The organism is Streptomyces sp. NPDC059668 (assembly GCF_042734135.1).
Lineage (GTDB): Bacteria > Actinomycetota > Actinomycetes > Streptomycetales > Streptomycetaceae > Streptomyces.
In genome coordinates this window covers 14225-39243 of the sequence record NZ_JBHWEL010000055.1, presented here as the reverse complement: position 1 = coordinate 39243, position 25019 = coordinate 14225, and the positions used below count along the sequence as shown (strand labels likewise).

Here is a 25019-nt window from a genome sequence, read left to right as displayed (position 1 = left end):
TTGTAGTCTAGTATCTCATATATCTCCACAGAACCACCCCCACCGCCCGCGCCCCGCCCGCGCGGCGCCCCCCCCCCCCCCTTCGTGGTGTTCAGCGGCCGCTGCCGAGCGCCCGGCGGCCACGTCGCTGGGAGAGCACCGGCAGGTTGTTGCGCGCCGGCGCGGAGGATCTGGTGTCCTCCTCCAGGCGCAGGGCGAGCGCCGGGCAGCGGCGTACGGCCCGCAGCGCCTTCGCCTCCGCGTACCGGGGGACCTGCGCCTGCGCGACGGTGGGGAACCCGTCCGCGCCGAGTTCGAAGACCTCGGGCAGGATGTCCGCGCACAGGCCGTGCCCGCGGCACAGCGTCCAGTCGACGTAGATCTTCTGGCGGCTGGGGCCCGCCTCCTCCTGCGCCTGGCCGCCCAGGATGCCCGCCGGGGTCTGGCCGCCCTCGAAGAGCGGCAGAACGCCCTCCACGGGCCTTCCGCAGCCGTTTCCGAGGACATGCGCGGCGAGGTCGTCGGTGAACGCCTTGAGCGTCGACTCGATGAACATCGCCGAGCCGTCCGGGTGGGAGCACGCACCGCGCCGCTTCACGGCCTTGGCGACCTGCTTCACGGCTTCCAGGGCGGCCGGACCGCCGCCGTTGAGGATGTCCTCCAGACCGCGCGCCGCGGCGGGCAGACCGAGGTAGCAGGGACCGCACTGTCCCGCGCTCTCCTCGGCCAGCCACTGCGCCACTCGGAGCGACTCGCCCAGCGGGCAGGTCTCCTGGGTGATCGGGAGGATGGCGCCGGCGCCGAGCGCGCCGCCCACGGCGTCCAGGTTGTTGCGCGAGACGATCGCCTCGTTGACCGTCGCGGCGTCCAGCCACTTGCCGTGGTAGCCGCCGGTCAGCACACCCTGCGGCATGGGCGGGGCGCCGGCGAGCTGGAGCACGTACCGCAGCGGCACGCCGGTCGGAACCTCGATCACCATGGGGCGCGCGACCGCGCCGGAGACGGTGAGCATGACGGTGCCGGGCTCGTCGTACAGGCCGGTGTTGCGGTAGCGGTCGGGGCCGATGCGGGCGGCGATGGCCAGCTGCGCGAACGTCTCGGCGTTCGACAGCAGGGTGGGCGCGCCGCCGACGCCGGTCTGCGAAGCGCTGATCTTGCGGCCGGGCGGGATGGCCGGGCCGCCGTCGATGGAGCGGATGAGCGAGGCCGCCGCCCCGGTCACCATGCGTACCGGATTGCGCTGCACGCGCGCGCGAAGCGGTGATCCGCGCCGGTCGCTCAGGCCGCGCTCGGCCAGCGCGGCCTCCATGGACCTCTGGGTGGACTCGCGCGTCACGCCGATCACCAGGGTGCGCGCACCCATGGCCTCCGCGGCCAGCAGGGCTCCGTCCAGGATGAGGTGCGGGGCACGGTTGATGAGCACCGTGTCCTTGCGGCAGGCGGGTTCGTCCTCGCTGCCGTTGACGACCACCACGGGCCGGATGCCCTTGCTGATGGCGGACTCGGCGACCGAGCGCAGTTTCTTGGCGAAGGGGAAGCCCGCGCCGCCGCGGCCCTTCAGGTTGATGGCCTCGGCGAGGCCCGCGAGCTGTTCACCGCCCATCGGCTCGAGCGGCCCGTGCACCTTGAGGTGCATGGGCAGGTCGAGCCGTTCAACCAGGTCGAAACCCGACGTGAGCTGCGGAAGTCCGACGACGCGGACCTCCGGGACGTCGGGCAGGGCCTCGTTCACTTAAAGCCTCCGGAAGGGGCGTTCCATGGTTCACCGGAGCCAGGAGCGTCGAAGGCACCCGGCAGTACGTCAGTCGTGGGACCGCTGTCGTACGTGTCGTTGGTGTTGTACGTGCCGAAGGCGGGGTTCGTCTCACCGGTGTCGTACACATCACTCGTGCCGTACCCGGCCGTGGCCGAATTGTCGTAGACGGGGATGTTGTATCCCGTGTCGGCGAGCGGGTCGTACGCGGAGCGGGGTGCCTCGCCGACCGGCGGCGGCGAGGGGATGGGCCAACTGCCGGACGGACTGCTGCCGTCGGCGCGCGGGAACGTCTCCGTGGGCTGCGGGTTCATCGGCATCTGGAAGCGTTCGGTCGGCGCCGCCCCGGCGGGATTCCCGCCGGGCGTTCCCGACATGGCCCGGTACGCGGCCGCGAAACCGGGCGAGCCGCCCGTGGCGGCGGGGTCCGCCGGGGTCTGGTAGAGGGACTGCTCGGGGCCCGCGCTGCGCTGCGGCGGGACGAAGGAGCCTCCCGCGGACTGCTGGGCGGGGCGCGGTGCGAAGCCCGGCGCGGTGTTCTCGGCCAGGGCGGCACGGGATGCCGTCAGCTGCTCCTCGCGTGCCATGCGGGCGCTGAAGCCGTTGCCCTCACCGAGGAGCGCGAGGACCCGGTCGGCGACCTTGCGCTTGTAGGGGGCGGGTGCCGCGCGCAGGGCGAGCGCCGCCATGACCGCGACCAGGCACAGGCTGTACAGGATCGTGAAGATCGGCTTCGCCTGTCGACCCGCGTAGAGGCCGTGGATCAGCGCGGAGCACCAGGCCGGGTACGCCAGCATGTGCATCGCGCGCCAGCGGGCCGCGACCGGGGCGGGCGACGCGAAGGCGCCGCGCAGCGCGCCGGTGACGGCCGTGAAGATCATGAGCAGTCCGGCCAGGGAGCCGAAGCCGATGAGTCCGGCCGTCCCGGAGACGCCGAGGCTGAAGGGGATCAGCGCGGCGATCAGCACGGTGTGGTCGAGCGCCAGCTTGACCGAGATGTGCAGCAGCAGGAAGGCGACCGAGGAGACGGCGGTCGTGCGGTGCACCGCCTGCGCCACCAGGCGCTGGCGGGTGTTCAGGAACAGCCGGTCGGTCGCCACCAGCCCCCAGATGACGGAGCAGGAGAGGGCGACCAGTGACAGCACGCCGGCGCCGAAGTTGAGGAAGTCCCGGACTCCGTTGCCTCCTGCCAGCACGACCACGGGTATGAGAAGCAGAATGACAGCGGTGGCCACTCCATAGGCGGAGCGGCCTGGGCGGGGAAGGGTGCTGCCATTGCGACGAGGGTTCATAGGGGGGTTACTCCCAACGGTTCGGGGAAGCGGTCCCGAAGCCGCACTCTAAGGTCGAGTCCCTCCTGAGGGATACGAGATTCAGTTATTACGTTGTTACCAAAGGGCCGCCGGGCCCTTGTGTTGTCCCTTAGGGTCCGTTACGCGAAGTAATATTTGAATATTGTTCAGTTTTTTGGCGCGATCGTGACCGTCGCGCGGCGTGTCGCATGCCCCGCAAGCCCGTCGCGACCCGCGCGGGTGCTGCGGTACCCTGACGCCATGCGTGCCGTACGCCTTCTGCTTAGTGAGCCGCGCTGATCAGTCCCGACCACTGACGACCCGTGGTCGGAATCGGCGCGGCCTCCCCTCCTGTGCGAGGGGATTTTTCATTTCTGAGCCGCTGGCAGAGACGATCGATGGAGCTTTGAGGATCATGAGCGAGACGAACCCCGCTGTCGCCTCCGAGGTGGCAGCGCCGCACCGCTACACGGCCGCGATGGCCGCGGAGATCGAAGCACGCTGGCAGGACTTCTGGGACGCAGAGGGCACGTACGAGGCGCCGAACCCCAGCGGTGACCTGGCGGGCGATCCCGAGCTGGTCGCGAAGCCCAAGAAGTTCATCATGGACATGTTCCCGTACCCCTCCGGCGCCGGCCTGCACGTGGGCCACCCGCTGGGCTACATCGCCACCGACGTGTTCGCCCGCTTCCAGCGGATGACCGGTCACAACGTCCTGCACACCCTGGGCTTCGACGCCTTCGGCCTGCCCGCCGAGCAGTACGCCGTGCAGACCGGCACGCACCCGCGCGTGTCCACCGAGGCCAACATGGAGAACATGAAGGTCCAGCTGCGCGCGCTGGGCCTGGGCCACGACAAGCGCCGGTCGTTCGCCACGATCGACCCCGAGTACTACAAGTGGACCCAGTGGATCTTCCTGCAGATCTTCAACTCCTGGTACGACGACGAGGCCGGCAAGGCCCGCCCGATCTCCGCGCTGATCGCCCAGTTCGAGAGCGGTGACCGTGCCGTCGCGGGCGCTGACGGCCGCACGCGCGCGTGGAACGAGCTGACCGCCATCGAGCGCGCCGACACCCTGAGCGAGTACCGGCTGGCGTACGCCTCCGACGCGCCCGTCAACTGGTGCCCCGGCCTGGGCACCGTGCTGGCCAACGAGGAGGTCACCGCGGACGGCCGTTCCGAGCGCGGCAACTTCCCCGTCTTCAAGGCCAAGCTGCGGCAGTGGAACATGCGGATCACGGCGTACGCCGACCGCCTGCTGGACGACCTGGAAGCGCTGGACTGGCCCGAGGCCATCAAGCTGCAGCAGCGCAACTGGATCGGGCGCTCCGAGGGCGCCCGCGTCGACTTCCCCGTCGACGGGGAGGCCGTCACGGTCTTCACCACGCGTCAGGACACCCTGTTCGGCGCCACGTACATGGTGCTGGCGCCCGAGCACCCGCTGGTCGACAAGTTCGTCCCGGCGGCCTGGCCCGAGAACACCCACGAGGTGTGGACCGGCGCCCACGCCACTCCGGCCGAGGCCGTCGCCGCCTACCGCGCGCAGGCCGCGTCGAAGTCCGACGTCGAGCGCCAGGCCGAGGCCAAGGACAAGACCGGCGTCTTCACCGGCGTGTACGCCACCAACCCGGTCAGCGGCGAGCGGATCCCCGTCTTCATCGCCGACTACGTACTGATGGGCTACGGCACCGGCGCCATCATGGCCGTCCCGGCGCACGACACGCGTGACTTCGCGTTCGCGCGCGCCTTCGAGCTGCCGATGCGCTGCGTCGTCGAGCCGAGCGACGACCGTGGCACCGACCCCTCGACGTGGGACGACGCCTTCGCCTCGTACGACGCGAAGATCGTCAACTCCTCGGGCGACGAGGTCTCCCTGGACGGCCTGGGTGTCGTCGACGCCAAGGCGCGCATCACCGAGTGGCTGGCCCGCAAGGGCATCGGCGAGGGCACCGTCAACTTCCGGCTGCGCGACTGGCTGTTCAGCCGGCAGCGCTACTGGGGCGAGCCCTTCCCGATCGTCTACGACGAGGACGGCGTCGCCCACGCGCTGCCCGAGTCGATGCTGCCCCTGGAGCTGCCGGAGGTCGAGGACTACTCTCCGCGCACCTTCGACCCGGACGACGCGAACACCTCCCCGGAGACGCCGCTGTCCCGCAACGAGGACTGGGTCGACGTCACCCTGGACCTGGGCGACGGCCGCGGCCCGCGGAAGTATCGCCGCGAGACCAACACCATGCCCAACTGGGCCGGTTCCTGCTGGTACGAACTGCGCTACCTGGACCCGCACAACGACCGGAAGCTGGTCGACCCGGCCATCGAGCAGTACTGGATGGGCCCGCGCGAGGGCCAGCCGCACGGTGGTGTCGACCTGTACGTGGGCGGCGCCGAGCACGCCGTGCTGCACCTGCTGTACGCGCGCTTCTGGTCGAAGGTCCTGTTCGACCTGGGCCATGTCTCCTCGGCCGAACCGTTCCACAAGCTGTTCAACCAGGGCATGATCCAGGCCTTCGTGTACCGCGACAGCCGTGGCATCGCCGTACCGGCCGCCGAGGTGAAGGAGCGCGACGGCGCGTACTACCACCAGGGCGAGAAGGTCTCCCGGCTGCTGGGCAAGATGGGCAAGTCCCTGAAGAACGCGGTCACTCCGGACGAGATCTGCGACGAGTACGGCGCGGACACGCTGCGCCTGTACGAGATGGCGATGGGCCCCCTGGACGTGTCGCGCCCGTGGGACACGCGCGCGGTGGTCGGCCAGTACCGGCTGCTGCAGCGCCTGTGGCGCAACGTCGTCGACGAGACCACCGGCGCGGTCACCGTCGTCGAGGACGACGCGGCCGGAGCCGACGAGGACACGCTGCGGGTCCTGCACAAGGCGATCGACGGCGTGCGCCAGGACCTGGAAGGTCTGCGTTTCAACACGGCCATCGCCAAGGTCACCGAGCTGAACAACCACCTGACCAAGGCGGGCGGCCCGGTCTCGCGCACGGTCGCCGAGGCGCTGGTGCTGCTGATCGCGCCGCTGGCCCCGCACATCGCCGAGGAACTGTGGCGCAAGCTGGGCCACCCGGACTCGGTGGTCCACCAGGACTTCCCCGTGGCCGACCCGGCGTACGTCGTCGACGAGGCCGTGACCTGCGTCGTGCAGATCAAGGGCAAGGTCAAGGCGCGCCTGGAGGTCCCGCCGTCGATCTCCGACGCCGAGCTGGAGAAGATCGCGCTGGCCGACGAGAAGGTCGTCGCGGCGCTGGGCGGCGCGGGCATCCGCAAGGTGATCGTGCGGGCGCCGAAGCTGGTGAACATCGTCACCGCCTAGGGCGGCCAGGCGTCGCGAGGCAGGCGGGACTTCCGCGGCACGTCCTGGAGCGGGCGGAGGGCTCGCGCGCGGGCTGCTCACGGGTGTTCGTGGCCGGCCCGCGTGGGCAGGTGTGCGGGTTCGCGGACAGGTTCGCGCGGGTTCGCGGACAGGTTCGCGCGGGTTCGCGGACAGGTTCGCGCGGGTTCGCGTGCGAGTCCGGCTCCGGGGGCCGAGGCCTCTCCGCGGTCCGGGCCCTTTCGGGCCGGGACGTCGGGGTAGTCCCCTACGGGCAGGTTCGGGGTTCTTCCGGAACTCCGGACCTGCCCGTTGCGTTTACCGTTGAAGAGGGTCGCGGCAGCCGCCGTGACCGTCGGGAGGAGGAGCGTGGTGGAAGCCGTGATCGCAGTGATCGCTCTGCTCTTCCTGCTGTTCGTTGTCCTGGGCGCCTATGCCACGGTGAAGGTGATCGGCGCCGCCAAGCGCGGCGTGGACCGCACGATCTCCGGGGCCCGCCGCACGGTCGAGGACAGCACCCTTCGCGCCAGGACCTTCACCCAGTTCGGCCCGGCCGGCGAGATCGCCCAGCTGCGGCTGAAGCTGCGCACCTCGATGCGGGCCACGCAGGACGCGCTGCACGCGGGCGTGGGCGAGGACGAATCGCTGCGGGAGTCCCTGGGGCTCTTCGAGCGGCTCAGCGCGCACGGGCGGGAGTTGGACGACGAACTCAAGCGCCTGGAGACGGAGCCGGACAAGGGCACCCTGGCCACGCGGCTGCCCGGACTGCGCGAGCGCACCGAGCGGATCACCGGCTCCGCGGACTCGCTGCGCTGGGCCGCGCGGGACCGTGCGCGCCGCTTCGCCGAGGACGACCTGGACTCGCTGAGCGCGCAGATCGACGTCGAGGCGGGCGCGCTTCGGCACTGGACGACCGAGCCGAAACCCACCTCCTCCTGGCCCGAGGCACCGGCCTCGGACGCGACCGCCTCCGACAGCCAGACCTGGCCGGGGCCCGCTCGGTCGCACCCGGCCGAGGAGCCGGCGCGCCCCGCCATCACCCCGCCCGGGCGGCGTCCCGCCTACCCTTGGCAGAAGAAGCCCCGCCCCGAGAGCACGACTTGACCCGACCTGGACCCCAGGTGAGAGGGCCGGGCTGCCGTCCGGGCGCCCCGGCGGGTAACCTCCAGCTCATGTCCCGCCATGTCGCGATCGTCACCGATTCAACGGCCTACCTGCCGCCCCGGACGATGGAGCGCCACGGCATCACCGCGGTGCCCCTGACCGTGGTCCTCGGCGACCAGGCGTTCGAAGAAGGCACCGAGATCTCGGCCCGTTCGCTGGCCCAGGCACTCCAGAAGCGGCGCCCCGTCACCACGTCCCGGCCCAGCCCCGAGGTCTTCGCCGCCACCTACCGCGCGATCGCCGAATCGGGCGCGACCGGCATCGTCTCCCTCCATCTGTCCGCCGAGATCTCCGGCACCTACGACGCCGCCGTCCTCGCGGCACGTGAGGCCCCCGTGCCCGTGCGCGTGGTGGACACCGGGATGGTCGCGATGGCCCTGGGGTTCTGCGCACTGGCCGCGGCCCAGTCCGCGGAGTCGGGGGGCACCGTCGACGAGGCGGTCACGGCCGCGGAGAAGCGGGCCGCCGGCACCTCCACGTACTTCTACGTCGACACCCTCGACTATCTGCGCCGCGGCGGCCGGATCGGTGCGGCGCAGGCGCTGCTCGGCTCCGCGCTCGCGGTGAAACCGCTGCTGCAACTGGACGGCGGCCGCATCGAACTCCTGGAGAAGGTACGGACGGCGTCGAAGGCGATCGCCCGGCTGGAGGAGATCGTGGCCGAACGCGCGGGCAGCGCCCAGGTCGACATCGCCGTTCACCACCTCGCCGCCCCCGAGCGGGCGTCCGCCCTCGCGGACCGGTTGCGGGCACGGGTGCCGGGCCTCGCCGATCTGCATGTGAGCGAGGTCGGGGCGGTGATCGGGGCGCACACCGGGCCCGGGTTGTTGGGCGCGGTCGTCTCGCCCCGGTGAGGGCCGAGGATTCCGGTGAGCGGATCACGGCGGTCACGTGCCGGTCACGTGCCGGGGGCGTGTTGACGGCGCCCGCCGTGCGACCGTGCCTGTCGTGCCGGGCGGGCTGACCGTCCCGGACGCGCCGTGTGTGCCGGACGTAGCTCCCGAGGGTGACGGAGTTTTCCACAATTCGCCGGTGATCCACCGGAATTGAGCAAGATCATCGCCGGTCGGCGAAGTGCAGGATCCTCGACGCATGGCACTTCGATCACGCTCACGCACAGCCACACCGACCAGTGGACCGGGGCGCGGCCCCGTCTCGGACGGCCGCACCCACCATCGCCGTCCCCACCATCGCGGTCACCGTTATCGCGGTCCGCACCTGCGAAACCGCTCCGGCGCCGGCGCCCGGCGCCCTGACGCCCCGGCCGAGGCGCTCCGCCTGCGCGCACGAGCGCTCTTTCCCGAACCGGGCCGGGAGGAAGGGGAGTCGGGGCACGGACCACCGGGGGGCGACCGGGGCGTGGACGCTCCCGTGGCGAGAGCCTCGGCAGGACTCGGGGTCGCCCGGGACCGAGGAGGGGACCCGCACTCGTGGGGCGGCGGCGCCCCTTCGCCCGACGAGCCGTCAGGCCAGGAGACCCCGGCGCCGGACCCGGGCGGCCCCGCGGGCACCGGCGTTCCCTCACCCGGCACGGCGGCCGAGTGGCGGCACCGGGCCGGGCTCGTCGTACGGGAGCGGATGCCGCTGTGGCTCCAGTCGAGGTGCGGACTGGAGCGCCGGAGCGTGGCGGCCCTCGCTGTGCTGCTCGTCGTCGCCGCGGTCGTCGCCGTGCAGCACTTCTGGGCGGGCAGGACACAGCCGGTGCGGGCCCCCGAGGCGGTACGGGCGATCGCACCCTTCGGCGGACGGGAGGAGGCGGAGGGCGGGAGCGGGGCCGCGGAGCCGTCGCCCGCGACGCCGGGCGGCCCGGCCGGGGCCACGGACACCGCGGGCCCGGCCGGAACGGTGATCGTGGTGGACGTCGGCGGCAAGGTGCGCAGTCCCGGGCTGCGGCGCCTGCCGGCCGGGTCGCGGGTCGAGGACGCGCTGCGGGCCGCGGGCGGGGTGCGGCCGGGTGTGAACACGGAGGGGCTCAACCGCGCGCGCCTCCTCGTGGACGGCGAACAGGTCGTCGTCGGGGCTCCCGCCCCTGTGGCGGGGCCGGTCACGGGTGGCGGCTCCCTCGCGGGCGGTGCGGGCGGTGCGGGTTCCGGGGCGGGTCCGCCGGCTCCGGTCTCCCTGAACACGGCCACCGTGGACCAGCTCGACACCCTCCCCGGTGTCGGTCCGGTGCTCGCCCGGCACATCGTCGAGTACCGCACCGAGCACGGGGGTTTCCGCTCGGTCGACGAGCTCCACGAGGTCACCGGAATCGGGGACCGCCGGTTCGCAGATCTGCGAAATCTCGTGCGGCCATGAGCGGGCCCACGACTCCGTCGACGGGGACGGCGCCCACCCGGACCGTCCCCGACCCTCGGACCGTCCCCGACCCTCGGACTGTCCCCGATCCCCGGACTGTCCCCGATCCCCGGACCGTCCTCGATCCCGGGACCGTCCCCGATCCTCCGACCGTTCCTGATCCCCGGTCCGTTTCCGATCCTCCGACCGTTCCTGATCTCCCGCTCGTTCCCGAACCCCGGAACACCTCCGACACCCAGCACACCCACCGTGCCCGGGACCCATATGACGAGCAGGACCACCCTCGTACCCGCGACCACCACCATGACGACCGGAACTCTCAGGAGACCGCGACCACCCGCGGGGTCAGGGACAACCCCCGGGCTGGATACACCCGCCGGGCGAGGGATACGCCCGGAACCGGGGACCCCCGCGAGGCCAGGAATCGCCGAGCCGTGCACGCGGCCTCGGGCAAGCGGCTGGGCAGGGCGCATCCCCAGGAGGAAGGGCCGGCGGACCTGCGACTCGTGCCGCCCGCTCTGGCGGCCTGGGCGACGGCGGCGCTGACGCTGGACGCGCCGGTCGGCCGGACCACCGCCGTGGTGGTGGGCTGCGTGGCCGTGGCCTGCGCCCTGCTGGCGGCGGGACGCGGGCGCACCCACGGCACGGACCGGCGGGGCGAACCGCGGCCGAGGGCGACGCCGTGGGGGTGGCCGAGGGGGTCCGCCGCCGCCGTGCTGCTCTGCGCCGCGGCGGCCGCCGCCTCCGCGGGACTGCACGGGGCGGACGTGCGCCGCGGGCCGGTCCCGTCCCTGGCGCGACAGTTCGCCCACGTGACAGTCGAGGCGGAGGTCACCTCCGACGCACGGCTCACCCGGCCCCGGATCAAGGGGGACCACGCGGCTCCGACCGCCGTGCTGCTCGACGCCGAGGTCCGCCGGGTGACGCGGGCGGACGGAAGCGGGCGAGCCGTGGAGACGCGTACGCCCGTGCTGGTGATCGTCGACGCGAGGGCACCGAGAGGCTCGGCCCGGGCGGCCGACCGGCGGTCGCCGTGGCTGTCGCTCCTGCCGTCCACCCGGTTGCGGGTGGCGGGGCGGCTGGCGCCCGCGCTGTCGGACGGGGACCGGGTCGCGGCAGTGCTGCGTGTGCGGGGGAGCGGGCCGCCGGAGGTGGTGGGGGAGCCGTCCGCGCCCCAGCGGTTCGCCGGCCGGCTGCGCGAGGGATTGCGGCAGGCGACCGGCGGACTGGAAGCGGACGCGCGGGCCCTGCTGCCAGGGCTGGTGGTGGGGGACACCGCACGGGTCACACCGGAGCTGGACGAAGCGTTCAAGGCGACGGATCTCACGCATCTGCTCGCGGTCAGCGGCGGCAACCTCGTGATCCTGCTGGCCCTGTTCATCGGACCGCCCGGCCTGGCCCAGCGCGCCGAGCGACGCGGCCTCGCACCCCGGCTCGGCCTTCCGCTGCGGACGACCGCGTTGCTGGGCGGCGCGGTCACACTCGGCTTCGTGATCGTCTGCCGGCCCGATCCGAGCGTCCTGCGCGCCGCGGCCTGCGGCTCGATCACACTGCTCGCGGTGGCGACCGGACGCCGTAGGTCGCTGATCCCCGCGCTGGCCACGGCCGTACTGCTGCTGGTCCTGTACGACCCCTGGCTGGCCCGGAGCTACGGCTTTCTGCTCTCGGTCCTCGCGACCGGCGCCCTGCTCACGCTCGCCCCGCGCTGGAGCGCGGCGCTCCGCAGGCGCCGGGTGCCGCCGCGGCTGGCCGAGGCGCTCGCGGCGGCGGGAGCCGCGCAGGCGCTGTGCGCACCGGTCGTGGCGGTCCTCTCGGCGCGGGTGAGTCTGGTGGCGGTGCCGTGCAATCTGCTCGCGGAGTTCGCCGTCGCGCCCGCCACCGTGCTGGGATTCGCCACGCTGGCGACCGCCCCGCTCACCCCGGCTGTCGCCAAGGCGCTGGCCTGGTGCGCGAGTTGGCCCGCCCGGTGGATCGCGGACATCGCCCGGGCCGGGGCCGCCCTGCCCGGTGGGGCCGTGGACTGGCCGGGAAGCTGGCCGGGGGCGCTGCTGCTCGCCCTGGTCACGGGGGTCGTCGTGCTCGTCGGCCGGCCGCTCCTGAAGCACCGGTGGGCGAGCGGTGTGTGCCTCCTGGTGTTCCTGCTGGCCGTGGTGCGACCGGCCCCGCTCACCCGGGTGATCACGGGATGGCCGCCGCCCGGCTGGCGGTTCGCCATGTGCGACGTGGGGCAGGGCGACGCGACGGTGCTGGCGGCGGGCGACGGTACCGCGGTGGTGGTGGACGCCGGGCCGGACCCGGGACTGGTCGACCGCTGCCTCGGCGCGCTCGGGGTCACCCGGATCCCGCTCGTCGTGCTCACGCACTTCCACGCCGATCATGTGGCGGGGCTGCCCGGGGTGTTGCGCGGACGTTCGGTGGGGGCGATCGAGACCACCGGATTCGAGGAGCCGCCGGAGCAGGCCGAGTTCGTCCGGCGGCAGGCGGCCGCACGCCACATCGAGGTGACGCGGGCCGTGGCCGGGGAGCGCCGCCGGACGGGAAGCCTCGAATGGCAGGTGCTGTGGCCGGGGCCGAGCCCGCCGGGACCGGTGCCGGACGGTCCGAACGACGCGAGTGTCGCCCTGCTCGTGCGGTCGGCCGGACTGCGGATGCTGTTGCTCGGAGACCTGGAACCACCGGCCCAGCGGGCGTTGTTGAGATCCCCCCTGGCCGGCGAGCTGGCGGCCGTGGACGTGCTCAAGGTCGCCCATCACGGTTCGGCCTACCAGGATCCGGAACTCCTACGGAAGGCGGCTCCGCGGATCGCTCTGATCTCCTGCGGGCGGGACAACCCGTACGGGCACCCGGCTCCCGGCACGGTCGCGGCGCTGCGCGCGGGGGGTGCCGTGGTGCTGCGGACGGACGTGGACGGGTCGCTGGCAGTCGTCGGTGCGGGCGCGGGGCTCGGCGTGGCGAGAGACTGAGGTCATGAATTCCGCACAGGCAGATGCCTACCTCCGCCGGATCGGGGCCCAGCACCCGGCGTGGCCCACCTCCGGGGTGCTGCGTGAGCTGCACCTCCGCCATCTCAAGACGGTCCCGTTCGAGAACCTGTCGATCCATCTGGGAGAGGAGATCGTGCTGGAGGAGAAACGCCTGCTGGACAAGGTGGTGGGCGCGCGCAGGGGCGGCTTCTGCTACGAACTGAACGGCCTGTTCGGGGCGTTGCTGGGGGCGTTGGGCTTCGATGTGACGCTTCTCTCGGGCCGGGTGTACGGGGAGGAGGGGCGGCTCGGGATCCCGTACGACCATCTCGCGTTGCGGGTCCGGACGGTGGACGGGGGCGACTGGCTGGCGGACGTCGGCTTCGGGACGCACAGCCACTATCCGCTGGCCTTCGGGGAGCGGAGCGAACAGACGGACCCGGGCGGCACGTTCAGGGTCGTCGAGGCGGGACCGGACGCGGCGGGGGTGCGGGGGGTCGGAGGACGGCGGGAGGCCGAGGACCTGGACGTCATCCGGAACGCCGGACCGCAGTACCGCCTGGAGGTGCGGCCGCGGGTGCTCGGGGACTTCGTGGCCGGCGCCTGGTGGAACAGCACCTCGCCGATGTCCCATTTCGTCCGATCGACGGTGTGTTCGCGGGTCACGGAGGACGGGGGGCGGATCACGCTCAGCGGCCGGAGCGTCACGGTGACGGCGCCGGACGGGACGAAGGAGGTGACGGAGACGGCCACGGACGAGGAGGTGCTGGCGGTCTACCGGGAGCGCTTCGGGATCGAGCTGGCCCGGGTGCCCGAGGTGCGGAAGTCCTGACCGGAGCGCCGGCGGAGGGGGTGACCGCCGGGGTGGGCGAAAGGGGGTACTCGTAGGTCAAAAGGCGTTGCCTGGTCGCAGTTCCGGCACATGTGCCGGATTCCCGCGATGTACCCCCGTGTTGCCCCGAAAGCCGCACTGGTGATCGAATGCATCATTGTCAACAGGTGTTTTCAAGTGGTGCGGGAGTGTCGTAGATGATCGGCCGCTGGTGGCGAAACCGAACGGACCGGGCGCAACGGACGGGTCCCCTCGCCGCGGTGCGGATGCCGCCCAGCGCCGGTGTGCTGAGCTGCCGGGTGCTCGATCCGGTCAACGAACCCGTGCCGCATGCGGAGTTCGCGGTCAGTGACGCCATGGGGCGCAGGGTGATGGGCGGAGGCGCGGACCCGTACGGGTCGTTCGTGGCGACGGTGCCGGCCGGTGAGTACCGGCTCGCCGTGTCGGCGGAGGGGTACACGCCCTACCGCGCGAACGCCGTCGTCGCGGAGAACACGCTGGCCTCGCTCGGCGACGTGACGCTGCAGGTCGCCCAGCCGCCCGCACTGCCGCGGGCGGGTGACTGGGACATCGAGCCGATGCACTCGTCGATCGGCTTCACCGCACGGCACATCGGACTGGCCAGGATCCACGGGCGGTTCAACACGTTCGCCGGGGCGATCAGGATCGCCGAGGACATGGAGCGGTCGGCGATGCACGTGGTGATCGACGCGGCGTCCATCGACACCAACGTCAGGATGCGGGACGACCATCTGCGGTCGGAGGACTTCCTGGACGTGGCCCGTTTCCCGGCGCTGGAGTTCTACAGCGAACGCTTCGTGCACAAGGGCGGCAGCCGCTGGGCGGTCACCGGGGCGCTGTCGCTGCACGGCGTCACGCGCACGGTCACATTGGACACGGAATACCTCGGGCTCGGCAACGGGATGGAGGACGAGGTGCGGGCCGCCTGCCGGGCCACGACCGAGTTGCACCGCGACGACTTCACCGTCAGCTGGCAGACGATGCTCGCGCGGGGCATCGCGGTGGTCGGGCCGAGCATCAGGATCGAGCTGGACGTGCAGATCGTCCAGAAGGTCTGAGCGGTGCGCTGACGCGTGCGCTGACGGGTGGTGGTGAACGGCCCCGGTGACCGGCCCCGGTGACGGGCGCGGTCACCGGGGCCCGCGTCATGCCGGACCCGGGCGTCGGGCCGGCCGGGCGTAGCGGAAAATGTCCTCGTGAGTGACGTGAGACATGTGTTGGTGCTGCCCGACCGCGACGCGGCCGAAGAGGCGGCGGAGGCCGTCGGTGACCGGTTCGGGCTCGCGGAGGAGCCGCAGCTCGTCAGGGACGCCCTGGCCGGTGAGGACGACGCCGAGGACGCCCAGTGGCTGGTGGTCCTGACGGATTCCGAGGAGCGGCTCGATCCGAAGGAGCTGGACGAGTTCGCGGCGGAGTGGGACGGCTGGCGCGAGGAGCCGTAGGGCTCCGCCCGCATGAGGCCCCAGGCCCCACCGGGTATCGAGTGCCGGGTGTCGGGTGTCGGGTGCCGCACGTGGGGCGTGGGACGCGTGGACGTATGGGGCACGGGGGTGCACGGGGGCACGGGGGTGAAGGGGACTTCGGTGGTGGGGTGACCCCGGACCCGGGGCGCCTCGTGCGGCCTCCCGCGGGTCCTCCGGGCACCCGGGCTGGCCCGGGTGCGGCCCGGCCGGGCTGCGCGGCGTCCGTTGTCGGTGGCGCGTGGGATGCTTTCGGGGATGGCCAAGAAGACCGCACAAGACGACCCTCTCGCCCCCGTCACGCTCGCCGTGGGCCAGGAGGATCTCCTGCTCGACCGTGCCGTGCAGGAGGTGGTGGCCGCCGCCAGGGCCGCCGACGCCGACACGGACGTCCGGGATCTCACCCCGGACCAGTTGCAGCCCGGCACGCTCGCCGAGCTGACGAGCCCGTCGCTCTTCGCCGAGCGCAAGGTCGTGGTCGTACGCAACGCGCAGGACCTGTCGGCCGACACCATCAAGGACGTGAAGGCGTATCTGGGCGCGCCGGCCGAGGAGATCACCCTCGTGCTGCTGCACGCCGGCGCGGCCAAGGGCAAGGGACTGCTCGACGCCGCGCGCAAGGTGGGGGCCCGGGAGGTGGCGTGCCCCAGGATGACGAAGCCGGCGGACCGGCTGGCGTTCGTGCGCGGCGAGTTCAGGGCGCTGGGGAGATCCGCGACCCCGGAGGCCTGTCAGGCGCTCGTCGACTCCATCGGGAGTGATCTGAGGGAGCTGGCGTCCGCGGCGTCCCAGCTGACGGCCGATGTCGAGGGGACGATCGACGAGGCGGTCGTCGGCCGGTACTACACCGGGCGGGCCGAGGCGTCGAGCTTCACCGTGGCCGATCGGGCCGTGGAAGGGCGCACGGCGGAGGCGCTGGAGGCGCTGCGCTGGTCCCTGTCGACCGGGGTCGCCGCCGTCATGATCACCAGTGCGCTGGCGCAGGGCGTGCGGGCGATCGGGAAGCTGTCCTCCGCCCGCGGGGGCAGGCCGGCCGATCTCGCCCGCGAGCTGGGGATGCCGCCGTGGAAGATCGACCGGGTGCGGCAGCAGATGCGGGGATGGACGCCGGACGGGGTGTCGGTCGCGCTGCGGGCCGTCGCCGACGCGGACGCCGGGGTCAAGGGCGGCGGGGACGATCCCGCGTACGCGCTGGAGAAGGCGGTCGTGGCCGTCGCCCGGGCGGCTCGCTCCCGCAGGGGCTAGGCGGCGCCAGGTGTACTGATCACGAGCGTCGTCAGCACCCACCTGGTGCTCGGGTCGCCGGAACGCGAAGGCCCCGTCCGTACTCCTGGGGAAGGAGGACGGGCGGGGCCTTCGGTTCAAGCCTGTGGATCCGTGCCCGCGTGGCGAACGCAGGTCGCGCACGGATCCGGGGGTGCCGGTCAGGAGCGGATGAGAGGGCCCGCTGGGTCCCTTCCGGCGGTCAAGTCGGGTAGGACTCAGCCCTTGAGGGCAACGACCTTCGAAGCAAGCGCCGACTTCTTGTTGGCGGCCTGGTTCTTGTGGATGACGCCCTTCGAGACGGCCTTGTCGAGCTGGCGCGACGCGGCGCGCGTGTACTCGGTGGCCTTCTCGACGTCACCCGCGGCAGCAGCCTCGCGGGCCTTGCGGATCGCGGTCTTCAGAGAGGACTTGACGGCCTTGTTGCGCAGCCGGGCCTTCTCGTTGGTCTTGATCCGCTTGATCTGGGACTTGATGTTCGCCACGAATGAGCCTTTACAGGTTCAGGCGCGCGAGACAGCACGTCTCGCCCGCCGTTTGATTTCCTTGGGGTGTGCCTCGTGCAGAGAGGGCATGAGACACAGCCACCCAGGCTACCAGCCGCCGCACGACCGGCCCAAACCGGTCGCAGCTCCCCACCCGTGGGACCATGGAGCCTACGTATCGATCCGACCCGAGGCGACAGGCGCCTCAAGAGACAGGACCCTGCGTGCCCGCGACCCCTAACAATGTGCCCGAGCCGAGCCGTACCGACCCGGCTCTGATTCGCAATTTCTGCATCATCGCGCACATCGACCACGGCAAGTCCACGCTCGCCGACCGCATGCTCCAGCTGACCGGGGTGGTTGATCAGCGGCAGATGCGCGCTCAGTACCTCGACCGCATGGACATCGAGCGCGAGCGTGGGATCACGATCAAGTCCCAGGCGGTCCGGCTGCCCTGGGCGCCCTCCGAGGACCCGGGCAGCACCCACATCCTCAACATGATCGACACCCCCGGGCACGTCGACTTCACGTACGAGGTGTCCCGCTCCCTCGCGGCCTGCGAGGGCACGGTCCTGCTTGTCGACGCGGCCCAGGGCATCGAGGCGCAGACTCTCGCCAACCTCTACCTGGCGATGGAGAACGACCTCAAGATCATCCCCGTACTGAACAAGATCGACCTGCCGGCCGCCCAGCCGGAGAAGTTCTCCGAGGAGCTCGCCAACCTCATCGGGTGCGACCCCGAGGACGTTCTCAAGGTCTCGGCCAAGACGGGCCTGGGCGTCGAGGCGCTGCTGGACAAGGTCGTCGCCGAGATCCCCGCCCCGGTCGGCATCCAGGACGCCCCCGCCCGCGCGATGATCTTCGACTCGGTCTACGACTCCTACCGCGGTGTCGTGACGTACGTGCGTGTCATCGACGGGCAGCTCAACAAGCGTGAGCGCATCCGGATGATGTCCACGGGCGCGACCCACGAGCTGCTGGAGATCGGTGTCTCGGCCCCCGAGATGAAGGCGGCCGACGGGCTCGGTGTCGGCGAGGTGGGTTACCTCATCACCGGCGTGAAGGACGTCCGCCAGTCCAAGGTCGGTGACACGATCACCACCCTGCACAAGGGCGCGACCGAGGCGCTCGGCGGGTACAAGGACCCCAAGCCCATGGTCTTCTCGGGCCTGTATCCCCTGGACGGGTCCGACTACCCCGAGCTCCGCGACGCCCTGGACAAGCTCCAGCTCAACGACGCCGCGCTGGTGTACGAGCCGGAGACCTCGGCGGCGCTGGGCTTCGGCTTCCGCGTCGGTTTCCTCGGGCTGCTGCACCTCGACGTGATCCGTGAGCGGCTCGAGCGCGAGTTCGGGCTCGACCTGATCGCGACCGCGCCGAACGTGGTCTACCGCGTCGAGATGGAGGACCGCAGCGAGCACATCGTCACCAACCCGAGCGAGTTCCCCGAGGGCAAGATCGACAAGGTGTACGAGCCTGTCGTGCGGGCGACCATCCTCGCGCCCTCCGAGTTCATCGGTTCGATCATGGAGCTGTGCCAGACCCGGCGCGGCACCCTGCTCGGCATGGACTACCTCTCCGAGGACCGGGTCGAGATCCGCTACACGCTGCCGCTCGCGGAGATCGTCTTCGACTTCTTCGACCAGCTGAAGTCCAAGACCCGCGGTTACGCCTCGCTGGACTACGAGCCCACCGGCGAGCAGACCTCCAGCCTGGTCAAGGTCGACATCCTGCTGCACGGGGACAAGGTCGACGCCTTCTCGGCGGTCACGCACAAGGACCAGGCGTACGCGTACGGTGTCCGTCTCGTCGCCAAGCTGCGCGAGCTGATCCCGCGGCAGGCGTTCGAGGTGCCGATCCAGGCGGCCATCGGCTCCCGTGTGATCGCCCGCGAGACCATCCGCGCCATCCGCAAGGACGTCCTCGCCAAGTGCTACGGCGGTGACATCTCCCGTAAGCGGAAGCTGCTGGAGAAGCAGAAGGAGGGCAAGAAGCGGATGAAGATGGTGGGCTCTGTGGAAGTTCCGCAAGAGGCCTTCATCGCCGTGCTGTCCAGCGACGACAGCGGCGGCGGGGCCAAGGGCAAGAAGTAGCCGCCCAGGGTAGGCCGATTCGCCGATTTCGAGGGCCCGTTGCGCTTACGCGTGGCGGGCCCTCGCCCGTGCATACCGTCGCTCTCTGTAGGAAGTGACAGGACGCCGCCCCTTACGCACCGGCCGGACGCGCTCTACTCTGATCACTGCTCGTTAGTTACTCGCGAGTTAAACAACAGCCGCAATGAGCCAGCCAGCCGCACTGTCGCGGGCCCCGGAGGATGTCGTGAGCGACACACAGACCTTGATCGAGAACCGTCCGCCGTCCGTGGCGGCCCTCTTCCTGGAGCGCGTGGCGGCCACGCCGGACGCCGAGGCCTACCGCTACCCCGTGCCGGCCGCCCCCGGGGCCCCGGCCTCGCCCGAGCGGGCAGGTGCCCCCGCGGGCCGGAGCGCGGACGAATGGAAGTCGCTGAGCTGGGCGCAGGCCGCCGAGCGGGTCTTCGCCATCTCGGCCGGACTGATCGAACTGGGTGTGCAGCCGGAGGAGCGCGTCGCCCTCGCCTCCTCCACGCGGGTCGAGTGGATCCTCGCCGACCTCGGCATCATGTGCGCGGGCGCGGCCACGACGACGATCTACCCGCAGACGAACACCGAGGAGTCGGCGTTCATCCTCTCCGACTCGGGCAGCCGGGTCCTGGTCGCCGAGGACGCGGCCCAGCTCGCCAAGGTGCGGGAGAAGCGTGCCGAACTGCCCGAGCTGACGCATGTGGTCGTCGTCGACCCGACCGGCGTCGAGACCGGCGACGGGGTGCTGAGCCTCGCCGAGCTGGAGACGCGCGGCGCGGCCTACCTGGAGAAGAACCCCGACCTGATCGAGGAGCGGGTCCGCTCGATCACCGCCGACCAGCTCGCCACCCTCATCTACACCTCCGGCACCACGGGCCGCCCCAAGGGCGTCCGCCTCCCGCACGACAACTGGTCGTACATGGCGAAGGCGATCGCCTCGACCGGACTGCTCGGTCCCGACGACGTGCAGTACCTCTGGCTGCCGCTCGCCCATGTCTTCGGCAAGGTACTCATCTCCGGGCAGATCGAGGTCGGGCACGTCACCGCCGTCGACGGCCGGGTGGACAAGATCATCGAGAATCTGCCGGTGGTGCAGCCGACCTACATGGCGGCCGTCCCGCGCATCTTCGAGAAGGTCTACAACGGGGTCGCGGCGAAGGCACGGGCCGGCGGCGGCGCCAAGTACAAGATCTTCCAGTGGGCCGCCGAGGTCTCCCGCGAGTACGCGAAGGCCGGCCAGGACAACTTCCGCCGCACCGGCACCGCCTCCGTCCCCTTCGCGCTCGCGGCCAAGCACAAGGTCGCGGACGCGCTCGTGTTCGCCAAGATCCGCGAGGCCTTCGGCGGCCGGCTGCGCGCCTGCGTCTCCGGCAGCGCTGCCCTGGCGCCCGAGATCGGCTACTTCTTCGCGGGCGCCGGCATCCACATCCTGGAGGGGTACGGCCTCACGGAGTCCTCCGCGGCCTCCTTCGTGAACCCCGGCGAGGCCTACCGCACCGGCACGGTCGGCAAGCCGCTGCCCGGCACCGAGGTGCGCATCGCGGACGACGGCGAGATCCTGCTGCGCGGCCCCGGCATCATGGAGGGCTACCACGGGCTTCCGGAGAAGACCGCCGAGGTCCTGGAGGCGGACGGCTGGTTCCACACGGGTGACATCGGCGAGCTGTCCCCCGACGGGTACCTCCGCATCACCGACCGCAAGAAGGACCTCATCAAGACGTCCGGCGGCAAGTACATCGCGCCCGCCGAGGTCGAGGGCCAGTTCAAGGCGGTCTGCCCGTACGTCTCCAACATCCTCGTGCACGGCGCCGACCGGAACTTCTGCACCGCCCTCATCGCCCTCGACGAGCCGTCGATCCTGGAGTGGGCGAAGGAGAACGGGCTGGAGGGCAGGTCGTACGCCGAGGTCGTGGCCGCCCCCGTCACCGTCGAGCTGATCGAGGGCTATGTGAAGGAGCTCAACAACGGGCTCCAGCGCTGGCAGACGATCAAGAAGTTCCGCCTGCTGCCGCGTGACCTCGACGTCGAGCACGGGGAGATCACGCCCAGCCTGAAGCTGAAGCGGCCGGTCGTGGAGCGGGAGTACAAGGGCCTGATCGAGGAGATGTACGCCGGTACCCGCGAGGCGTGAGCCGGAGCGTGAGCCCGATGCGTGAGCCCGGGGCCCGTGAGCCCGGGGCCCGAGAGCCCGGGGCCCGAGAGCCCGGGGCCCGTGAGCCCGGGGCGGCCGGACCGCTCGCCGGCCGCCGGTTCGCCGGGGCCGGCCGCGCGGCTCCCGGCGTTCCTCACGGAGCGCGGGTGCCGGCCGCCCTCGCCACCAGGTGCCGCAGTTCCTCCACCTGGCGGCGCAGGTCCGGCACGTTCGGAGGGTCCTCGGTCGCCAACTGCGCTTCCAGGGAGGCCAGTCGGGCGTCGATCCGGGCGGCTTGGGTGTGTTCACGGGCCAGCACGCGCTCCAGCTGCCGGTTCCTGCGGTGCAGGTCCAGGAACACACTGACCTTGGCGCGCAGCACCCAGGGGTCGAACGGCTTCGTCAGATAGTCCGCGGCACCCGTGGCGTACCCGCGGAAGGCGTACCCCGCGTCGGTGTCGGTGCCGGTCAGGAAGATGATGGGGACGTCCTTGGTCTGGTCGAGCCGCTTGATGTTCGCGGCGGTCTCGAAGCCGTCCATGCCGGGCATCCGGACGTCCAGGAGGACGACGGCGAAGCGCCGCAGCAGCAGCGCCCTCATCGCCTCCTCGCCCGAACGCGCCCGCACCAACGGCTCGTTGAGGGACCCCAGGACGGCCTCCAGCGCGATCAGGTTGTCCTCCATGTCGTCGACCAGGAGGATGCCGGCGCGCTCGTCGGTCGTTTCCTCAGCGCTCATGGTGACTGTGCCTCACTCGCTCGTCGGCGGGACCGCGGCCTCCCCGGTCGTGCTCGGTCCCGGAGCAGCGGATTCGGGAACGCTGTCGTCCCGCGCGTCGGGGCCCGCGCCCTCCGGGCGGAGGAGGTGCGCGGACGACGGCCGGCGGCCGGGCGACGTCCACCGGCCCGGGTACGTGGTCGTCGGCGCCGCGGGCGAGGGACTTCCCGCGGTCTCCCGCCATCGGCCTCGCGGTGAGCGCGCGAAGACGGTGCGGTCGCCGTCGTCCAGGATCAGCAACTGCTCGACGCTCCCTGCCCTTTGACCCGGCCGCCGGGACGGCCCTCGGCGCCGGCCTCGCGGGTGACCCTGGTCATCTCGCGGTTGAGGGGCGGCGGTTGATCGGCCATCGTGCGTCCGGTGCGGCCCAACCCGCTTGTTTCGAAGTGGAGTTGACGGTACTCGTCGTGCGGGTCGGCCCGTCGGGCGGGGCCGTCGGCGGTCATCCGGTGGAACGCGGTGGCCGGGTCCGCGACCGGGCCGTACCCCGTTCCCGGCACCGCGGTGACGTCGCCGTCGCGTGCGGAGGCCGTCGCGGTGAGCGGCGGACGCCGACCGGACGCCAGGGTCCGGCCGTCTTCGAATGCCCGATTCTGTCCGTCTTCGAGCGCGCGCGTAGCACTGTTCTCACTCATGGCAGCCCACTTCGGTAACTCGGTGCTTATGGGCGTGGTCAGTCTGTCACTCTGTCGGAGTCGCCTGAGGCGTATTCGTCCGAACTGCTCAGGGAGCTGCACAGTGGGCGCCATTCCGACGCAACGGGAGTCCCAGCCGGACTCCATGGCGCCTGCCCCTGACGCGCCCGCGCACCACCGTGCCGGTCTGGAGACGGTGGTCCGCGCGGCGCTGCCGGGCACCCCGCTCGCGCCCGGCGCCGCCCGCCGGCTGGTGCGCGAGGCGCTCGCAGAGCTGGCCGCACGCGCGCTGCCCGGCACCGAGACGGTCGGCGAGCGCCTCCGCGACGACGCCGTCGTGATCGTCAGCGAACTCGTCACCAACGCCGTCGTGCACGCGGGCACCGACGTGGAGCTGGTGTGCCGCCTGGAGACCGGCGACGGCGGGGCGGCGGGCGTGCCGGACGCGGTGATCGTCGAGGTCTCCGACCAGCACCCCTCGCGAGCGGTGCGCGAGGACGCGGCCGAACGCCCTTACGGCACACCCGAGTACGGGCGCGGGCTGCGGCTCGTCTCCGCGCTCTCGGAGGCCTGGGGCATCACCTACCGCACCGGCGTCAAGACCGTGTGGGCGCGGTTGCCCGTGGACGGGGCGGCGGAGTTCGGCGCGGGGTTCGGCGTGGGATTCGGGCCGGTGGGGGAGGCGGCGGGCGTCGCCGGGCAGGCGGGCGTCGGCCGCGGCCCGGGCGACCGGGACCCGGGCATCGGCCGGGGCCGCCGAGGCGAGGAAGGTGCGATCGCCGACGAGAGGCCGGGCGACGTCACGGGGAACGGCGTCACGGGGAACGGCGTCACGGGCCTGGCCGGTGGCGCGGAGACCGGAGCGTACGCCGGAGAGCGCGGGATCGGGGCGTACGGGACCGGGGCGGCGCTCGGAGCCGGGACGACCACCGCGGAACCGGGACGCCAACCGTCCCATGACCACGACTGGCTCAACCGCGGAGCCCTGTCCTTCCTCGCCGAGGCCTCCGACCTGCTCGCCGGCCAGCTCGACGAGGACCTGGTCGCCGCGCTCGCCGGACAGCTCCTGGTGCCCCGGCTTGCCGACTGGTGCGCGGTCTGGCTGGAGGACGAGGCCACCGACCGGGCGGGCGGCCTCGGCCTGGCGCTGGGGCCGCGGCTCGCCCGGGTCTGGCACGGCAGTGAGAACCGCACCGAGGAACTGCGCCGGGCGCTGGAGAAGGACCCGCCCCGGCTGCCCGACTCGGTGCGTTCCCGGGCCGTGCCCGTGCCCTGGCCGGGGGAGACGACGGCGGAGGGCGACCTGGCGGCCGACACGGACGAGGGCGAGGGGACCCGCGGGGTGAGTGAGACGGGCGGGGTGAGCGGGGCGGCGCTGGCCTACCGGCTGATCGCCGGCGGCCGGCCGCTCGGGACCCTCGTCATCGGGCGGGCCGGGCTGACCTGCTTCCCGGACGAGATCACCGGACTCGTCGAGGACCTCAGCCGCCGGATCGCCCTCGCCATCGGAGCGGCCCGCCAGTACGCGCGGCAGGCCACCATCAGCCGGGTCCTCCAGCGTGGCCTGCTGCCCGGCGCGGTCGCCGAGATCCCCGGGGTGCGCAGCGCCCTCGTGTACGAGCCGCTCGACAAGGGCGGGCCCAGCGGTGACTTCTACGACCTGTTCCCGGCCGGCGACGGGCGCTGGTGCTTCGTCCTCGGTGACGTGCAGGGCAAGGGGCCCGAGGCCGCCGTCGTGATCGGCCTCGCCCGGCCGTGGGTGCGGCTGCTGGCCCGGGAGGGCTACCAGGTCGCCGACGTCCTCGACCGCCTCAACCAGCTCCTGCTCGACGACGCGACGGAGGCGGCCGACGCGGCGGCCCGCGCGCTGGTGGCCGCGGGCGGCCCCGACCTGGGCCCCGACGAGGGCCCGCAGACCCGCTTCCTGTCCATGCTCTACGGCGAACTGGTGCCCTTCGACGGAGGAGTGCGCTGCACCCTCGCGTCGGCCGGACACCCGCTGCCGCTGATCCTGGGCCCCGACGGCGACGTACGGGAGGTGGCCGAGCCGCAGACGCTGCTCGGCGTCTTCGAGGACGCGACCTACGTCTCCGAGACGCTGGACCTGTACCCGGGCGACACCGTGCTGTGCGTGACCGACGGGGTGACGGAGCGCCGCAGCGGGCCGCGTCAGTTCGACGACGACGAGGGGCTCGCGCAGGCCCTCGCGGGCTGTACGGGGCTCGGTGCCGAGCTGGTCGCGGAGCGGATCAGACGGCTGGTGCACGAGTTCGGCGGCAAGCCGCCGGAGGACGACCTGGCCCTGCTGGTGCTTCAGGCGGAGTAGGGAGGGCCCGGAATCGGCCGCCCCGCCGTCGGGACGGACAGCGGGGACGACCGCGGTGGCCGGAGCCCTCGCCCTGCCGGGCCCGCCGGCCGAACTGGGGCCGCCGCCCGAGCCGGGCCCGCCGCCCGAACCGGGCCCGCCATCCGAGCCGAGCCCGCCGCCCGAGCCGAGCCCGGGTGCCGGGGCGGACCTCGGGCTCCCGAGCAGACCTCGGGCTCCCGAGCGGT

At 72.2% G+C, this 25019-nt stretch carries 17 protein-coding genes; 12 read left to right on the top strand and 5 right to left on the bottom strand.

Features of this window, described 5'->3' with window-relative positions:
• Nucleotides 1-91: 91 nt before the first annotated feature.
• On the bottom strand, nt 92-1711 hold the full coding sequence (locus ACFV2J_RS30600; protein WP_385441661.1) for an NADH-ubiquinone oxidoreductase-F iron-sulfur binding region domain-containing protein: 1620 nt from the start codon (nt 1709-1711) through the stop codon (nt 92-94).
• Nucleotides 1708-3024 (bottom strand): cytochrome b/b6 domain-containing protein, encoded by a 1317-nt coding sequence (locus ACFV2J_RS30595; RefSeq protein ID WP_385085123.1) that lies wholly within the window; start codon nt 3022-3024, stop codon nt 1708-1710. The genes ACFV2J_RS30600 and ACFV2J_RS30595 overlap by 4 nt, the downstream gene beginning before the upstream one ends.
• Before the next feature lie 415 nt (nt 3025-3439).
• Between ACFV2J_RS30595 and leuS the strand changes: the two genes are divergently transcribed.
• The 9 genes from leuS (at nt 3440) to holA (ending at nt 16317) form a co-directional block, all read left to right on the top strand.
• The gene (leuS, locus tag ACFV2J_RS30590) at nt 3440-6337 is read left to right on the top strand and encodes a leucine--tRNA ligase (protein WP_385085121.1); all 2898 of its coding nucleotides are present in this window, start codon (nt 3440-3442) and stop codon (nt 6335-6337) included.
• Nucleotides 6338-6706: 369 nt separating this feature from the next.
• Nucleotides 6707-7438, top strand: a complete 732-nt coding sequence (locus ACFV2J_RS30585; RefSeq protein WP_385085125.1) for a hypothetical protein — start codon at nt 6707-6709, stop codon at nt 7436-7438.
• 68 nt (nt 7439-7506) lie between these two features.
• Complete coding sequence (locus ACFV2J_RS30580; RefSeq protein ID WP_385085119.1) at nt 7507-8352, top strand: DegV family protein; 846 nt, start codon at nt 7507-7509, stop codon at nt 8350-8352.
• A 238-nt stretch (nt 8353-8590) separates the two neighbouring features.
• Nucleotides 8591-9796, top strand: a complete 1206-nt coding sequence (locus ACFV2J_RS30575) for a helix-hairpin-helix domain-containing protein (RefSeq protein ID WP_385085117.1) — start codon at nt 8591-8593, stop codon at nt 9794-9796.
• A gap of 434 nt (nt 9797-10230) precedes the next feature.
• Complete coding sequence (locus ACFV2J_RS30570; RefSeq protein WP_385085115.1) at nt 10231-12759, top strand: ComEC/Rec2 family competence protein; 2529 nt, start codon at nt 10231-10233, stop codon at nt 12757-12759.
• 4 nt (nt 12760-12763) lie between these two features.
• Nucleotides 12764-13591: an arylamine N-acetyltransferase gene (locus ACFV2J_RS30565; RefSeq protein ID WP_385085113.1), complete on the top strand. Its 828-nt coding sequence runs from the start codon at nt 12764-12766 to the stop codon at nt 13589-13591.
• A gap of 197 nt (nt 13592-13788) precedes the next feature.
• Entirely contained in the window at nt 13789-14670 is an 882-nt protein-coding gene (locus ACFV2J_RS30560) for a YceI family protein (RefSeq protein ID WP_385085111.1), read from the top strand.
• Between the two features lie 138 nt (nt 14671-14808).
• Nucleotides 14809-15054: a hypothetical protein gene (locus ACFV2J_RS30555; protein ID WP_153290665.1), complete on the top strand. Its 246-nt coding sequence runs from the start codon at nt 14809-14811 to the stop codon at nt 15052-15054.
• Between the two features lie 276 nt (nt 15055-15330).
• Entirely contained in the window at nt 15331-16317 is a 987-nt protein-coding gene (gene holA, locus ACFV2J_RS30550) for a DNA polymerase III subunit delta (RefSeq protein ID WP_385085108.1), read from the top strand.
• A 236-nt stretch (nt 16318-16553) separates the two neighbouring features.
• On the opposite strand, the gene rpsT is transcribed toward holA, so the two are convergent.
• On the bottom strand, nt 16554-16820 hold the full coding sequence (gene rpsT, locus ACFV2J_RS30545; RefSeq protein ID WP_168528058.1) for a 30S ribosomal protein S20: 267 nt from the start codon (nt 16818-16820) through the stop codon (nt 16554-16556).
• A 224-nt stretch (nt 16821-17044) separates the two neighbouring features.
• Between rpsT and lepA the strand changes: the two genes are divergently transcribed.
• Both lepA and ACFV2J_RS30535 read left to right on the top strand, forming a co-directional pair.
• Nucleotides 17045-18913 carry a translation elongation factor 4 gene (lepA, locus tag ACFV2J_RS30540; protein ID WP_385085106.1) on the top strand — a complete coding sequence of 623 codons (1869 nt, stop codon included), beginning with the start codon at nt 17045-17047 and terminating at the stop codon, nt 18911-18913.
• Nucleotides 18914-19139: 226 nt separating this feature from the next.
• Nucleotides 19140-21053: an AMP-dependent synthetase/ligase gene (locus ACFV2J_RS30535; protein ID WP_385085104.1), complete on the top strand. Its 1914-nt coding sequence runs from the start codon at nt 19140-19142 to the stop codon at nt 21051-21053.
• Nucleotides 21054-21207: 154 nt separating this feature from the next.
• Here the strand turns inward: ACFV2J_RS30535 and ACFV2J_RS30530 are convergent, their stop codons facing one another.
• A complete protein-coding gene (locus tag ACFV2J_RS30530; RefSeq protein ID WP_385085102.1) occupies nt 21208-21792 on the bottom strand; it encodes a two-component system response regulator in 585 nt (194 codons plus the stop codon).
• 272 nt (nt 21793-22064) lie between these two features.
• A complete protein-coding gene (locus tag ACFV2J_RS30525) occupies nt 22065-22466 on the bottom strand; it encodes a hypothetical protein (protein ID WP_385085100.1) in 402 nt (133 codons plus the stop codon).
• Between the two features lie 103 nt (nt 22467-22569).
• On the opposite strand from ACFV2J_RS30525, the gene ACFV2J_RS30520 reads away from it, so the two are divergent.
• Complete coding sequence (locus ACFV2J_RS30520; RefSeq protein WP_385441648.1) at nt 22570-24792, top strand: SpoIIE family protein phosphatase; 2223 nt, start codon at nt 22570-22572, stop codon at nt 24790-24792.
• Nucleotides 24793-25019 lie beyond the last annotated feature (227 nt).

Excerpts from the sequence above, each read along its gene's own strand:
- leuS (WP_385085121.1), top strand. The coding sequence starts at position 3,440 with ATGAGCGAGACGAACCCCGCTGTCGCCTCCGAGGTGGCAGCGCCGCAC.
- holA (WP_385085108.1), top strand. The coding sequence starts at position 15,331 with ATGGCCAAGAAGACCGCACAAGACGACCCTCTCGCCCCCGTCACGCTC.
- ACFV2J_RS30580 (WP_385085119.1), top strand. The coding sequence starts at position 7,507 with ATGTCCCGCCATGTCGCGATCGTCACCGATTCAACGGCCTACCTGCCG.
- ACFV2J_RS30530 (WP_385085102.1), bottom strand. The coding sequence starts at position 21,792 with ATGAGCGCTGAGGAAACGACCGACGAGCGCGCCGGCATCCTCCTGGTC.
- ACFV2J_RS30525 (WP_385085100.1), bottom strand. The coding sequence starts at position 22,466 with ATGAGTGAGAACAGTGCTACGCGCGCGCTCGAAGACGGACAGAATCGG.
- ACFV2J_RS30560 (WP_385085111.1), top strand. The coding sequence starts at position 13,789 with ATGATCGGCCGCTGGTGGCGAAACCGAACGGACCGGGCGCAACGGACG.
- ACFV2J_RS30565 (WP_385085113.1), top strand. The coding sequence starts at position 12,764 with ATGAATTCCGCACAGGCAGATGCCTACCTCCGCCGGATCGGGGCCCAG.
- ACFV2J_RS30575 (WP_385085117.1), top strand. The coding sequence starts at position 8,591 with ATGGCACTTCGATCACGCTCACGCACAGCCACACCGACCAGTGGACCG.
- ACFV2J_RS30595 (WP_385085123.1), bottom strand. The coding sequence starts at position 3,024 with ATGAACCCTCGTCGCAATGGCAGCACCCTTCCCCGCCCAGGCCGCTCC.